Here is a 14,071-nt window from a genome sequence, read left to right as displayed (position 1 = left end):
CGCCAGAGACAGAGCGAACGAACCAATGAGAAGCGGCCGCTGCCACAGCCGACGTGCATGGCGACGTGCATGGCGATAATCACGCGGCCCCACGGAGAGAGACATGAAACGAGTCCCTGTCAGCAACGGTTTCCCGATGATTCGGGGCGCCGTGATGGGTCCGATCGTGCGGGCCCTGGACGCTGCCGCAGCGGACTGCGACGCGCTGCTGGCCGAGTTCGGACTGAGCCGCCGGCAACTCTCCGATCCCTATGAAATCGTGCCGCTCGGGCGCTATGTGGGCGCATTCGAGCGCGCGGCCCAGGTGCTCGACGAACCCGGCCTTGGCCTGCGTCTGGGCAATGAATTGCAGCTCACCGAAATGGGGCCGGCAGGTTTGGTGTTCATGTCGTCGCCCACGCTGGGCGCGGCGATCCGCAAGTTCACCGATGCGCTGGCCTCATGGCAGAGCGGCACGCTTGTGGACCTCGTGCGCGACAACGCCTGGCCGATGTGGAGCTATCGCATTGCGCACGCGTCGATCTGGCCGCGCCGACAGGACGCCGAATACAGCATGAGCGCGATGTGCCACATGATCCGCCAGGTGTATGGCGCGTCGTGGATGCCGGTGGAGGTGCACTTCGAACACGCTGCGCCCGCCGATATCAAGCCCTATATGCGCATTTTCCGCGTGCCGGTGCGCTTCCAGCAGCCTGCGAATGGCGTGGTGCTGCATCCGCACGATCTCGACGCCCCGCTCAAGAGCGCGGACACGCAATTGGCGCGCATGATGGAGCGCCACGCCACCGACCTCATCAAACGCGATACCGTGCCCCACGATCTCGTCGATCAGGTGCGCGATCTGGTTACGCGTCGGCTCGCGCGCGAAAAGCTCGTAGTGGCCGATATCGCGCGCGATCTGGGCCTGTCCAATCGCTCGCTGCAACGCCATCTGAGCGAAGCCGGGACGTCCGTGCGCGAGATCATTCGCGAGGAGCGCCAGCGCAGCGTCGCCGTGCTGCGCGAGCAGGACGGCATGACCAACGCCGCCGTGGCCCGCGCAGTGGGCTATGCGGACGCCACGGTGCTCTGGCGCGCGACGCGCAATTGGGGCAGGGCGGATTGATTTTCGTCGGCATGCTTTTGGTGGCAGGGCGAGTTTCGCGATTAAAAATCCATTCGTCATCCGAATCAATTTGCGCGCCAAAATTGCCTTAAGTAAAAACCCGCAGTCGCATTGGCGCACTTTATCGAAAATTTGGCGCAATCAGCCAGGTCGCCGGATTTTTTAGCTGCCTACCATGCGCTCCAATCGAATCTCGAAATGGCTCACGCGAGATCCGGTCCCCAGAGCGCCTGAGGCACGCAGTCCTTCATCGTGTCGTGCGGCGCAATTAGAACAGACACCAGCAGAGGCATCGATGAACGAACCGTACTCAAGCGCCGGACTTGTCGGCGACGCCGAGGCAGACCGCGCGGCCGTCCCGCAGCGCGGCCTGCTCGGCCTGTGGCAAATCGTGTTTCTCGTGATCTCGGCCGCGGCGCCCCTCACCGGCATGCTGGGCGCGGTGCCGCCCGCCATCAGCCTCGGCAACGGCGCGGGCATTCCGGGCGCCTTTGTGATCGCTGGCGTCGTGCTGCTCGTGTTCAGCGTCGGCTTCGCGTCGATGAGTCGCCATATCGTGCGCGCCGGCGCGTTTTACGCGTATATCACCGCGGGTTTCGGCCGGCCGCTGGGCATGGCGGGTGCGCTGGTCGCACTGCTTTCGTACACCTGCATCCAGATTGCGCTGTACGGTCTGTTTGGATTTTTCTGTACCGTCGTGCTCGGGCCGTTGCTGCATAGCGCGATGCCGTGGTACGCATACTCGTTCGCCTGCATCGTCATCGTGCAGATCACGGCGCTGCGCGGCATCGACCTCAACAGCCGCCTGCTGGGCGTGCTGATGTGCCTGGAAATGGGCATCCTGCTGGTGCTGTCGATTGCGATCGTGATTCACCACGGCGGCCCGGATGGCCTCACGCTCGCGCCGTTCTCGCCGCAGCACGTGTTCAGCGGTCATATGGGCATCGCGGTGATGTTCGCGCTGGCGTCCTTTATCGGCTTCGAGGCAACCGCGATTTATGGCAAGGAATGCCGCGACCCGTCGGTGACGGTGCCGCGCGCAACCTATGTGTCGGTCACGCTGATTCTGGTGTTCTTCGCGTTTGTTACGTGGGCCATCGTGTGCGCGTACGGCCTGAAGGATGTGGCCGAGGTGGCGACCAGACAGCCCGGCGACTTCTGGTTCATCCAGTCCAGCAAATACCTGGGCGGCGCGATGACCACGACGATGAGCTTCCTGCTGCTCTCCAGCATCTTTGCGAGCCTGCTGTCGTTCCACAACACCATCGTGCGCTACATCCACGCGCTGTCAGTCGAAGGCATCCTGCCCAGAAAGCTCGACCGTCTGCACGCGAAGTACGCTTCGCCGTATCTCGCCAGCTATCTGCAGACCCTGACGGTGGCCGTGCCGGTGGCGCTCTACGTGCTCGCGGGCGCGGATCCATTCAACATTGTGTTTAGCTGCACCTCGGCGCTTGGCACCATCGGCATCGTGATGCTGCAGGCCGTCACGAGTTTTTCGGTGGCGTCGTACTTCCGAGCCACGAAAAGGGACACGCGTTTGTGGCATTCACGCCTTGCGCCGATTCTTGGCGGTTTCGGGCTGCTGTGGATCGGCTTCGTGCTGATCGGCAACCTCGACGCGCTGAGCGGTTCGGATAGCGCGATCGTGCGCTCGTTCCCGTGGATCGTGCTGGCCGTGGCGGTGGCGGGTATCGCCCTGGGCTTCGTGATCAAGCGCCGTCGCCCGGACGTCTACGCACGCTTTGGCCAGTAAGGCGCATCGAATCGACGGCTGCCGCCGTCCGATTTAATCAATACGTCATCCTGATTAAATAGAAGTCCCAAAGCGGACGGCGCGCGTCAATCGATTCGCGCGTCGCTCTCTCACACTTCGAAACGACAGACAACGACATGGCAGATCAATTCGTCACGCGCACGGCGCTGGCGCTGGCTTCGTGCGCGCTCGCAACTTTGACGATGGGCGCACACGCCCAGTCCTCCGTTACGCTTTACGGCACCGTGGACGCGGGCCTGGTATATTCGACCAACCAGCAGACCACGCATGCGGATGGCCACACCGACGGTCATTCGAACTGGCAACTGGCCGGCGGCAACCTGGTGCCGTCGCGCTGGGGTTTGATGGGCAGCGAGGATATTGGCGGCGGCACCACGGTGAATTTCACGCTGGAAAACAGTCTCTTCACGCAGAACGGCGCACTGCTGCAAAGCGGCACGCTCTTTAATCGCAACGCGTGGGTGGGCGTGGCGAATGGAAGCTACGGCGCGATCACGCTGGGCCGCCAATACGACCCGTTCTCGGACTATCTGGGCGCATACGCATCCAGCAATAACTGGGCGACGCTGTACGGCTCGCATTTCGGCGACGTCGACAATCTCAACGAAGCGTTCAATTTCAACAACTCCATCAAATACATCAGCCCGAGCTTTGGCGGCTTCACCGCGGGTGCACTGTTTAGCTTCGGCGGTGTGGCGGGCGATTTCTCGCAGAACCGCGGCTGGTCGCTTGCGGCAAATTATGCAAACGGACCGCTTGCGCTTTCGGCGGGCTATCTGCAATTGCACAATCCAATGCAGGCCGCGCTAGGCGGCGAAAGCGCCTATATCGGCGATCTGAGTTGCGCCAATACCGATGCCTCGTATTGCGAATTGCAGAACGCACAGAAAGTCGACATCTGGGGCGCGGGCGGCTCGTACGCCTTCGAGAGGATCACGGTCGCGCTGAGCTATACGCATACGCGTTATTCGCAAAGTCAGTATTTTGCGAGCACGACGCAACCGCAGGGCGCGACTATCTCCTTCGATATCGCCGAACTCAATACGATGTGGCAATTCTCGCCCGCGCTGCAATTCGGCTTTGCGTACATCTTTAACGACGCGCACCCAGGCGATGGTTCGTCCACCCGCATCCACCAGATCAATCTGGGCACGGTGTACAACCTCTCCAAGCGCACCGCGCTTTATGCGGTGGCAATCGGCCAGGAGTCGTCAGGGGCAGGACTGGGTATCGACGCGTCGGGCGGCACGCGCAATCTCGCGCAAATCCCCAACCTGGTGAATTCGGATACCGACAAGCAACTGGCGGTGCTCGCGGGCATCCGTCACAACTTCTGAGCGCTCGACCGGGGGCAGGGCGCGCTCGCTGCACTGCGGCACGGCCTTGGGGGAATCCGTGCCGCCGCGCGCCTGTAGTGCCGGACCGCCTAAGCGCTTGCTGAGCGGAACGGCGCTAGAATGAGGCGGTTCGATTTGCGCGCGAGTTCCGTATGAAAGTCGCCCTGTTCGTCCCTTGTTTCATCGACGCGTTTTACCCCGAAGTCGGGATCGCCACGCTGGAATTGCTTGAGCGGCTGGGCTGCGAGGTGGACTACCCGCTCGACCAGACCTGCTGTGGCCAGCCGATGGCCAACAGCGGCGCACAGACCGAAGCGGCGGGCGCGGAGCGCGTATTCGCAAGCGCTTTCGCGGGCTACGACTACATCGTCGGGCCATCGGCGAGCTGCGTGAATCATGTACGCGATCATTTCACCGCGATCGAGCAAACCGACGAAGTGCGCCGCGTGCGCGCCAACACCTATGAACTGGTGGAATTCCTGCACGACATACTAGGCGTGCGCGAATTTCCGTGGGCCGAATTTCCCTGGCGTGTGGGCTTGCACAATAGCTGCAGCGCATTGCGCCATCTGCACGAAGCCTCGTTTTCCGAAATCGCGGGCACGCCGTTTTCCAAGCCGCTGGCCTTGCTGCGCAGTGTAAAAGGCATTGAATTCGTGCAGCCTAAGCGCCCCGACGAATGCTGTGGCTTTGGCGGTACCTTTGCCGTTACGGAGGAAGCCGTCTCGGTGCGTATGGGCCAGGACAAGATCGTCGATCACGTGAGCGCGGGTGCGCAATACATCGTATCGGGCGACATGTCGTGCCTGATGCATCAGCAAGGCTGCGCGGAGCGCATGAAAGCCGATGTGCGTTTCATTCATATTGCGCAGGTCCTCAACGGAGCACGTGAATGAACACGCCGGAGAAGACTTCGAAACGCGTCGAGCACGCGAAACTCGCCGGCAGTTTTCTGGCGCACCCGGAGCACGTCGATTTCCACGACAAACGTCTCTGGGATCTGCGCATGAAACGCGACGCCCAGGCGCACGCGATCGCCGAATGGGAAACGCTGCGCGAACTGGCCTCCTCGATCAAGGCGCACACGCTCTCGCATCTCGCGGATTATCTCGACCAGTTCGCGCGCGTGGCCGAAGCGAACGGCGTCACGATTCATTGGGCCGATTCGGCGGGCGAACACAACGAGACGGTCTATCGCATTCTCAGCGAGCGTGGCATCACGGCACTCGTCAAAAGCAAATCGATGCTCACCGACGAATGCGAAATGCGCCCGTATCTGGAGCAGCGTGGCATCGCCGTGATGGAAACCGATCTGGGCGAGCGCATTCAACAACTCGACGGTGAGCCGCCCAGCCATATCGTCGTGCCGGCCGTACACAAGTTGCGCGATGACGTGGCCGAAGTCTTCGGCCGCACCATCGGCACCGATCCATCGAACAACGACATTCACTATCTGGCGCACAGCCAGCGCATGAATACGCGTCCGTGGTTCGTACGCGAAAAGACCGCCGGCATGACCGGCTGCAATTTCGCCGTGGCGGAAACAGGCACGGTAGTGGTCTGCACCAACGAAGGCAACGCCGATCTCTCGGCCAACGTGCCGCCTGTACATATTGTTTCGATGGGCATCGAAAAGCTGATTCCACGCATTTCCGATCTGGGCGTATTTATTCGCATGCTGTCGCGCAGTGCGCTCGGCTCGCCGATCACGCAATACACTTCGCATTTCCGTGCGCCGCGCGAGGGCGCAGAACTGCATTTCGTGCTGGTGGATAACGGGCGCAGCGCGCGGCTGGCCATGCCGGACTTCTGGTATTCGCTCAAATGTATTCGCTGCGGCGCGTGCATGAATACTTGCCCGGTTTATCGGCGCAGCGGTGGTCTTTCTTATGGCAGTACGTATGCCGGTCCCATTGGCGCGATTATCAATCCGACTTTCGACTTAAAGCGGTTTAGCGCGTTGCCGTTTGCTTCGACGCTCAATGGCAGTTGCACGAATGTCTGCCCGGTGAAGATCAATATTCACGAGCAGATTTACCAGTGGCGCGAAGTGATCGCCGCGCAGCATGCGGTGCCGTTCGTGAAGCAGGAAGTGCTGAAGATGGCGGGGCGCTTGCTCGCCAGTCCCAGGCTCTATCGAACGGCGGTGTCGTCGCTCGATGGCGCGCTGCGGCGTTTGCCCAATTTCGTGCTCTACAACCCGCTCAATATCTGGGGCAAGCAACGCAGCTTGCCGCAAGCGCCGGGCGTGACGTTTCACGCGTGGTATCGCAAGAACCGCAAGAGCGGCGGCGCAGCCAAGGGAGGCGGCGATGGCGAGTCGTGAAGCGTTCCTCGCGCGCGTGCGCGCGGCGCAGCCGGCGCCTCAGGCGCGCCCCGACGTACCCCTCTTCGATACGCCGCCCGGTGAGTTGCGCCCGCGCTTTGCGGCTGCGCTGGCGCTGATGGGGGGCAAGGAAATCGAAGCCGCTTCCGGCGAGACCGTGCTGGCCACGATACGCGAGCGGCTGGGGCCGGCCGTGTCGATCGCGTCGGCTGCGCCCGAGGTGCCCGGCACGCGCGCCATCGGCGCGAGTACGCCGCCCGCATCGCTCGAGGATGTCGATGTGGGCGTGGTGCGCGCGCGCTTTGGCGTGGCGGAAACCGGCTCGGTGTGGCTGAGCGAGCGCGAGTACATCGTCAATGCGCTCGGTTATCTGGTGCAGCATCTTTATGTGCTGCTCGATCCCGGCGCGCTGGTTGCCGGTTTGCAGGACGCCTACCGGCGCGACGACTTTCGCGACGCGCGCTATGCGGCGCTGGTCACGGGTCCGTCTGCGACCGCCGACATCGAAGGCGTCCTGATTCAGGGCGCTCAGGGCGTCAAATCGTTGACCGTGGTGTGGCTGCCGGCGCGCTGAGGGCGCGGCAAACCAGCAGGTGCAGCGGCCACGGCGAATCGTCACAAAAATCGCAGGACCCCTACGCATCGCACGGGAAACGATGGTCATCCACATTCTTCTCTTGAGCGGCTTCCTGCTGGCGAGCATCGCCCTGGTGCAAGCCGTCAGCTTGCGCTTCGCGCTGTCCGAATCGGTGTTGCTGGCGGCGTGGGGCTTCGCGCTCGGCGGTATCTATCTGGTGAGCGGCGAGGCGTGGCCGCATCTGGCCGCGAGCGTCGTCACGCCCGCGCTCGCGCCGCGCCTGCCGCCCGAGGCCTATCTCTGGATCTTCCTGCCGCTGCTGCTGTTTCAGGCCGCGCTGAGCGTGAACGTGCGCGAAATGCTCGGCGACGCCGCGCCTATTTTGCTGCTTGCCGTGGTGGCCGTCTTCGTCGCGACGGCGATGGTGGGCGGTGCAATTCGACTGACCGGACTTGGACCGCTCACGGACGGCCTGTTGCTGGGCGCGATGATCGCCACGACCGATCCCTCTGCCGTGCTCGCCGTGTTCCGGGAGGTGGGCGCGCCCGCGCGCCTCGTGCGTCTCGTCGAAGGCGAAAGCCTGTTGAACGATGCCGCGGCGATCGCCATCGCCAGCGTGCTGATTGCCGCGATGACCGGCGACGCCGCAGCGGCCACCGGCACGGCTGCGTTGCGCACGCTGGGCGTTCAGTTGATTGGCGGCCTCGTGGTCGGCGGCCTCGCGGGCCGCGCCTTCGCGTACCTGCTGCCGGTGCTGGGCGGCGAGGGCAAGGCCGAGATTTCGCTGAGTTTTGCCTTGCCCTATCCGCTTTATCTGTTTGCCGACCAGGTGCTGCATGTGTCGGGTGTGGTGTCGGTCGTGGCAGCGGGGCTCGTCATCAGCGGTCTCGGACGCACGCGTCTGTCACCCGTCAACTGGATGCATCTGCAACTGATCTGGGAACAGGTGGCGGCGATGGCGGGCGCGGCCATTTTTTTGCTCGCCGCCATGCAGATTCCGGCGACGCTGCGCGACGCCCGTCTGATCGATCTGATTGCGCTCGCGGTGGTGGTGGTCGTGGCGTTTGTCGCGCGCCTGGTGGTGGCGTTCGGCATGCTGCCGCTCCTGAGTCGCCTGAAGCTCACCGAACCGGTGAGCGCCGCATACAAACTCGTGATCGCCTGGGGCGGGCTGCGCGGCGCAGTGACGCTGGTGCTCGCGATGGGCCTCGCACAAAACGAGGCGCTGCCGGAGAGCACCCGTCGCTTCGTGGCGATTCTTGCGACCGGTTTCGTGCTGGTGAGCCTGATCGTCAATGGCTCCTCGCTCAAGCTGCTGATCCGCAGGCTCAAGCTCGATCTGCTCTCGCCGCAGGAAGAAGCGATCCAGCAGCAAGCCGTGCAACTGTCGTCGATCAGCGTGTCGCAGCAGGTGCATGCGGCGGCCCGGACGTTTCGTATTCCAGATGAAGTCGCGAACGAAGCCTGCGCCACGTTTCGTCGCAGTATCGACATGTCCGCTACCGCGTTCGATATCGAAGCGGCGCTGTCCGAGCGCGAGCGGCTCGCCATCGGCCTCGTCACGCTCGCGGCCAAGGAGCGCGATCTGATTCCGCAGTACGGAAGCGGCATCGTGACGATCCGCAACCTCGACGCCATGACGCGCAACACCGATGCGATGATCGAGGCCGCGCGCGAGAGCGGGCGCATCGGCTACCAGCGTGCGGCGGCAAAGATTCTCGCCGATACGGCTGAGTTGCGCGTCGCGCGTTTCATCGCGCGCTGGCTGCACATCCGCCAACCGTATTCGGATGCGTTGGCCGATCGCTTCGAACTCCTGATGTGCCGGCGCGTGGTGTTGCACGAACTGATTGCTTTCGCCGATACGAGTCTGACGCCCTTGCTGGGCGAGCGGCTGGCGAAGCTGCTCGGCACGATTCTGCGTGCGCGCATCGCAAAGGCCGAAGGCGGGCTGGACGATGTGCGCAGTTGCTTTGGCCACGGCGCGGACGTGCTGGAACAACGCATGATGCTGCTCTACGCGCTGCGCGAGGGGCGCGCGCGCGTGGTAGCGATGTACGAGGATCGCTCGATTTCGAAGGAGATTTACGACTCGATCCGCCGCGAGCTGGACGTGGCGTGGAAGCGCGCGGTGCCGCGTGCGCATCCAGGCGTGCTGCTGCCGGGCGAGGCAGGGCACAGGGCTGCGCAGAGGCAGTCGAAGCCGATGACTGCGCCGCCGCCATCGGGGAACGAAGTCTCGGGCGTCGCCGCAACCTCGGTGGAGACGGCGGACGGTTCTGCAGTCAACACGGCAGTCAACACGGCAGATGACGCGGCAGATGACACACCCAGGAGCGCCTGAGCATGATGGAGATCGGCATGGCCTCGCTCGTGTTCGTGCTGCTGCTCGGTGGCACGGGACTCGGCATCCTGCTGCGTCCGTTGCTCCCCGAGGAGCATCGCAAGCACGAGACGGTGCAGCTCGTTCAACTGGTGCTGGGGATGCTCGTGACGTTCGCCGCGCTGGTGCTGAGCCTGCTCACGGCGTCGGCGAAAGGCAGCTACGACAATGCCACCAACGATATGCGCGCCTATTCGGCCGATCTGATCCAGCTCGATGCGCGCCTGCGCGACTATGGCCCGGATGCCAACGCCGCGCGCGCTGCGCTGCGCAGTTATACCGCGGCGGCGATTGCTTCGACCTGGCCGCAGGAGCGCGCGCCCGAGGGCAGCTATCCGCGCGTGCCGGGCGCGCGCGACGGCGAACTGGAGAGCGTGCAGCTTGGTGCGCTGCTCAATTCGATTGGGCGCGATATCGGCAGCTTCGCGCCGCACGACCGTTATCAGAGCGCGCTGGCCACGCGCCTGGGCGACGTATTCGGGCGCGTGCGCGATACGCGCTGGCGTCTGATCGAGGAGGCGCACAGCACGCTTTCGCGGCCATTCTTCGTGATGCTCACGCTCTGGCTGATCCTGATCTTTCTGAGCTTCGGCCTGATCGCGCCGCATAACGCGCTGGCCTTGGTGATGATCGGGCTGGGTGCGGTATCGATTTCCTCGTCGATCTACGTGATCGTCGATCTCGACACGCCGTTCACCGGGCAGATCGTGATTCCCAGCGATTCGATGCGCGATGCGCTCTTGCATATGAATCAGCCTGCCGACCTGCGTTAGACTCGCGCCTGATCTTGAGGACGAACAAGGAGGTGCCCGATGCATCGCAAGACACTCAACGCGTCGCGGCTGCAGGACGAAGTGAAGCGCCGGCTGCAGCGCTTGCAGGAAGTGGTCGAGGATGGCGTGAAGATCGTCGTGCCGCGCCCGAAGGCGCAGGAACCCGATCGCAGCGGCTGCAACTGGACGATGCGCCATTTCGGCAATGCGGTGGGTTTCGAAGCGAGTATCGCGGGCGTGCTCGCCCAGGTGCAGCGCGAGTACAACCTCACGGCCGACGCGCAGGAGGAGGCGGATGACGAGCAAGCCACGCACGCTGACGATCCGTTCGGCGGCACGCGCGCGCCCGCGAGAGTGAACCCGTTTGGCGAGTCCGCGCCCAAGGCGAACACGAATCCGTTCGGCGGCGAGGCGCCTGCGAAAGCGGGCGACCCCTTCGGTGCGTCTTCGGGTGCTGCCGGCGAACGCGACGCGAAAGCAGAAACGCCGGGCAAGCGCCCGGCGAATCCGTTTGGTGACTGACTGATCGATGGGGTGCGTGGCGCCAAACCACGCTTCGATCAGCTTTCCTCTGCCGCCTTGCGAGGACGACGCGGGCGAGCCGGGGTCTTCCTTGCCGCCTTCTTCTTCGGTGCATCGGCTGCCGCGGTTTCAGGCGCGGCTTCGAAGGCCGGTTCTGGCTGGGCCACTGCTTCGACGTCGAACGGGGCGGCATCAGCCTGGGCGACGTGCTTCGCGGGCTTTGCCGCCTTTTTACGCGCGGGGCTCTTGCGTGCAGCCGTCTTGCGTGCGCGGCGCGCGGGCGTGGCGGTCTCGAACAGCGGCAGGGCGGACTCGTGCGAGAGCGGTTGCGGCTCGTCATCGATGAAAAGGTCGTCGTGCGATTGCACGGGAGCCGTCCCGGTCTCCTGCAGCGACTCGATATCGAAGATTTCCTGCGTCTGCACGACCTCTTGCGGGTATTGTTGCGAGTCTTGCTGCGCCGCGTGGCGCGGCTGGCGTCCTTCGCGTGCGCCATCCTTCGCATTGCGGCCATTGCGGCGGCCCTTGCGGCGCGAGCGGGTGTCGTCCGTACGCGGCGCGGCGGCGTCTTCCGCCACCGGCGCGGTGACGGTTTCAGCCGTCGTTGGCACATCGGTTGCCACTTCGTTCGAAACTTCGCTCGAAACTTCGGTGACCCCAATCTCCGGTTGGCTCGTGCGCGTCACGAAAGTGCCCGATTTATCGTCGCGGCCCACTTCCAGCAGCCCGCGCGCCTGCGCTTCCTCCAGCAGATTGCCGAAGGCGCGGAAGCCATAGCGCGCCTCGTTGAATTCGGGGCGGCGGCGCTTGATCGCGCTCTTGAGCACCGAAGCCCAGATCTTGCCGCTGTCGCCACGTTCGTAGCCGAGCGCATCGAGCGTCTCCACCACCAGCGTGATCGCCTTGAGCTTGCGTTCCTCGCCGCGGTCTTCGGTGCTGTCGCCCTTTTGCTGGCGCTCGTCGCCGTCCTTGCGTCTGGCGTTCGCGTTGGTATCGCCGCGACCCTTGCCGCGCGCCTGCTGATCGCGGCCAGGGTCGCGCCCGAGTTCGCGCACCAGATCGTCGTAGAAGATGAATTCGTCGCAGTTCGCCACCAGCAGATCGGAGGTCGAATGCCGCACGCCCACCCCAATCACCTTCTTGGCGTTTTCGCGCAGCTTGGAGACGAGCGGGGAGAAGTCCGAGTCGCCGCTCACGATCACGAAAGTGTCGACGTGCGATTTGGTGTAGCACAGGTCGAGCGCGTCCACCACCAGGCGGATGTCGGCGGAGTTCTTGCCGGACTGACGCACGTGCGGAATTTCGATGAGTTCGAAACTCGCTTCGTGCATCGACGCCTTGAAGCCCTTGTAGCGCTCCCAGTCGCAATAGGCTTTCTTCACGACGATGCTGCCCTTGAGCAGCAGCCGCTCCAGTACGGGCTTGATATCGAAGCGGTCGATCTTCGCGTCGCGTACGCCGAGCGCGACGTTTTCGAAGTCGCAGAAGACCGCCATGCTGACGTTTTCTTGAGGGGAGGCCATGTGATTCGTTTGTTCCTTCTACGGTACGAATTCACATGATAGCCGGTCGCGCGCAGGCCGGCCGCGTTTCATCCATGAACTGACATGAGGAGCCGGCTTACGGGTTGAAGCCAGACCGACCGGTTGGTTGCGTGTGCAAGCATAGTTCGTTCGAACGATATGACGGGTATACGGGCGAAACGGCCGGTTTTTTCACGGATCCGTCACAGACGCTCCCTAAGCTTGCGCGGCCCATTCATGGTGCATGGCAGCGCCTCGAACGGGCGAAAAAGATATCGGCTTGAGGGCAAACATACCGCCGGAATAAAGCCGAAAACGACGAACAACCCCAACAACGATTCGACAAAGACAGAGGACACCCATGGCAGTTCGCTTCACCGGCAGGATCGGCGCCAGTTTCGCCGCCATCTTCGCCGCGCTCCTGTGCGCGCTTTTCGTGAGCGCCTGCGGCTCGAACGTCAATTCCACGACCGCGGGAACGACCCAGCAGATCAAGCACGTTTTCATCATCACGCTTGAGAACGAGAACTACACCACGACTTTCAGCCCGACCACCAAGGCGCCGTATCTGGCCAACACGCTCACGGCGCAGGGCGCGCTGGTGCAGCAGTACTACGGCACGGGCCACGTGAGCCTGGACAATTACATTTCGATGATCAGCGGCCAGTCGCCCACGCTGCAGACCGACAACGACTGCACCACCTATGAGGACTTCAGCCTCACGGGCATGACGTCGGACGGCCAGGCCATCGGCACGGGCTGCGTCTATCCTGCCAGCGTGAAGACCATCGCCGACCAGTTGAAGGCGGCGAATCTCACGTGGAAGGGCTACGAAGGCGACATGGGCAACGATCCGGCGCGCGAAGCCGCGACTTGCGGCCACCCGACGCTGGGCGCCGCGGATCTGACCAACACCCAGGAAGCGCCGAACGCCACCACGCCCGCGGGCGATTCGTACGCGACGCGTCACAATCCGTTCATGTACTTCCACTCGATCATCGATTCGCCGGACTGCCAGGCAAACGTGGTCAACCTGAACAAGCTGACGACCGACCTCCAGCAGGTCGCGACGACGGCGAACTTTAACCTGATCACGCCGAGCACCTGCGACGACGGCCACGATTCGCCCTGCGCGAATGGCGCGACGGGCGGCCTGGTGTCGGCTGATGCCTTCCTGCAGAAGTGGGTGCCCATCATCATGGCCTCGCCCGCGTTCAAGCAGGATGGTCTGCTGATCATCAACTTCGACGAAAGCAGCTATGCGTCGGTGACGATGCCAAGCGCCAGCGAAGTGGACTTCACGTTCTCGGGCGACACCTGCTGCAGCCAGCAGGAGGGCCCGAACCTGGGCACCTTCCCGCAATCGTCGGCGATGGGCACGGTGCCGGCCGCGTACCTCACGAAGCTGGGCATGACGGTGCCGGCAGGCCTCACGGGCAACATCAACCTCGTGCTGGCGAAGACCAGCTACGGCGGCGACCGCACGGGTGCGGTCATGATCTCGAAGTTCATCAAGCCGGGTACGGTATCGACGGTGGCCTACAACCACTATTCGATGCTCAAGAGCATCGAGGACATGTTTGGCCTTGGCCACCTGGGCTACGCCGCTCAGGCGGGTCTCACGGGCTTCGGCAAGGACATCTTCACGAATCTCTAGAAGGTGTTATGAACTTTCGGCCAGACCTGGTACCCTGGCGGGATGAAAAAACGCAGACCCTACCCAACGGACGTATCGGACGAAGAGTGGT

At 63.4% G+C, this 14,071-nt stretch carries 10 protein-coding genes and 1 pseudogene; 10 read left to right on the top strand and 1 reads right to left on the bottom strand.

The features are described 5' to 3' along the window. Window positions 1-103: 103 nt before the first annotated feature. The 9 genes and pseudogenes from F4827_RS00055 to F4827_RS00015 form a co-directional block, all read left to right on the top strand. Window positions 104-1,105, top strand: a complete 1,002-nt coding sequence (locus F4827_RS00055) for an AraC family transcriptional regulator (RefSeq protein WP_183721250.1) — start codon at window positions 104-106, stop codon at window positions 1,103-1,105. 295 nt (window positions 1,106-1,400) lie between these two features. Further along, window positions 1,401-2,861 (top strand): APC family permease, encoded by a 1,461-nt coding sequence (locus tag F4827_RS00050; RefSeq protein WP_183721252.1) that lies wholly within the window; start codon window positions 1,401-1,403, stop codon window positions 2,859-2,861. Between the two features lie 137 nt (window positions 2,862-2,998). Continuing rightward, on the top strand, window positions 2,999-4,219 hold the full coding sequence (locus tag F4827_RS00045) for a porin (RefSeq protein ID WP_183721254.1): 1,221 nt from the start codon (window positions 2,999-3,001) through the stop codon (window positions 4,217-4,219). Window positions 4,220-4,371: 152 nt separating this feature from the next. Beyond that, on the top strand, window positions 4,372-5,115 hold the full coding sequence (locus tag F4827_RS00040; protein WP_183721256.1) for a (Fe-S)-binding protein: 744 nt from the start codon (window positions 4,372-4,374) through the stop codon (window positions 5,113-5,115). Further along, on the top strand, window positions 5,112-6,545 hold the full coding sequence (locus tag F4827_RS00035; RefSeq protein WP_183721259.1) for a lactate utilization protein B: 1,434 nt from the start codon (window positions 5,112-5,114) through the stop codon (window positions 6,543-6,545). Before F4827_RS00040 ends, F4827_RS00035 begins: the two co-directional genes overlap by 4 nt. Beyond that, window positions 6,532-7,119, top strand: a complete 588-nt coding sequence (locus F4827_RS00030; protein WP_183721262.1) for an LUD domain-containing protein — start codon at window positions 6,532-6,534, stop codon at window positions 7,117-7,119. Before F4827_RS00035 ends, F4827_RS00030 begins: the two co-directional genes overlap by 14 nt. 82 nt (window positions 7,120-7,201) lie before the next feature. Then, entirely contained in the window at window positions 7,202-9,466 is a 2,265-nt protein-coding gene (locus F4827_RS00025; protein WP_183721265.1) for a cation:proton antiporter, read from the top strand. A gap of 2 nt (window positions 9,467-9,468) precedes the next feature. Continuing rightward, window positions 9,469-10,278, top strand: coding sequence for a hypothetical protein (locus F4827_RS00020; RefSeq protein WP_183721268.1), 810 nt, complete (start codon window positions 9,469-9,471; stop codon window positions 10,276-10,278). A gap of 39 nt (window positions 10,279-10,317) precedes the next feature. After that, window positions 10,318-10,566 (top strand): annotated as a pseudogene (locus F4827_RS00015) (hypothetical protein); the annotation flags it as partial. Between the two features lie 272 nt (window positions 10,567-10,838). On the opposite strand, the gene F4827_RS00010 reads toward F4827_RS00015, so the two are convergent. After that, window positions 10,839-12,323, bottom strand: coding sequence for an NYN domain-containing protein (locus F4827_RS00010; RefSeq protein WP_183721271.1), 1,485 nt, complete (start codon window positions 12,321-12,323; stop codon window positions 10,839-10,841). A gap of 361 nt (window positions 12,324-12,684) precedes the next feature. Between F4827_RS00010 and F4827_RS00005 the strand changes: the two genes are divergently transcribed. After that, window positions 12,685-13,980: an alkaline phosphatase family protein gene (locus F4827_RS00005; protein ID WP_183721274.1), complete on the top strand. Its 1,296-nt coding sequence runs from the start codon at window positions 12,685-12,687 to the stop codon at window positions 13,978-13,980. The last annotated feature ends 91 nt before the right edge of the window (window positions 13,981-14,071 follow it).

The organism is Paraburkholderia bannensis (assembly GCF_014200455.1).
Taxonomy (GTDB): Bacteria; Pseudomonadota; Gammaproteobacteria; order Burkholderiales; family Burkholderiaceae; genus Paraburkholderia; species Paraburkholderia bannensis_A.
Note: the sequence above shows the minus strand (reverse complement) of the source record. Positions and strands in the feature narration are given on the sequence as shown.

Excerpts from the sequence above, each read along its gene's own strand:
- F4827_RS00020 (WP_183721268.1), top strand. The coding sequence starts at position 9,469 with ATGATGGAGATCGGCATGGCCTCGCTCGTGTTCGTGCTGCTGCTCGGT.
- F4827_RS00040 (WP_183721256.1), top strand. The coding sequence starts at position 4,372 with ATGAAAGTCGCCCTGTTCGTCCCTTGTTTCATCGACGCGTTTTACCCC.
- F4827_RS00050 (WP_183721252.1), top strand. The coding sequence starts at position 1,401 with ATGAACGAACCGTACTCAAGCGCCGGACTTGTCGGCGACGCCGAGGCA.
- F4827_RS00010 (WP_183721271.1), bottom strand. The coding sequence starts at position 12,323 with ATGGCCTCCCCTCAAGAAAACGTCAGCATGGCGGTCTTCTGCGACTTC.
- F4827_RS00055 (WP_183721250.1), top strand. The coding sequence starts at position 104 with ATGAAACGAGTCCCTGTCAGCAACGGTTTCCCGATGATTCGGGGCGCC.
- F4827_RS00035 (WP_183721259.1), top strand. The coding sequence starts at position 5,112 with ATGAACACGCCGGAGAAGACTTCGAAACGCGTCGAGCACGCGAAACTC.
- F4827_RS00005 (WP_183721274.1), top strand. The coding sequence starts at position 12,685 with ATGGCAGTTCGCTTCACCGGCAGGATCGGCGCCAGTTTCGCCGCCATC.
- F4827_RS00030 (WP_183721262.1), top strand. The coding sequence starts at position 6,532 with ATGGCGAGTCGTGAAGCGTTCCTCGCGCGCGTGCGCGCGGCGCAGCCG.
- F4827_RS00025 (WP_183721265.1), top strand. The coding sequence starts at position 7,202 with ATGGTCATCCACATTCTTCTCTTGAGCGGCTTCCTGCTGGCGAGCATC.
- F4827_RS00045 (WP_183721254.1), top strand. The coding sequence starts at position 2,999 with ATGGCAGATCAATTCGTCACGCGCACGGCGCTGGCGCTGGCTTCGTGC.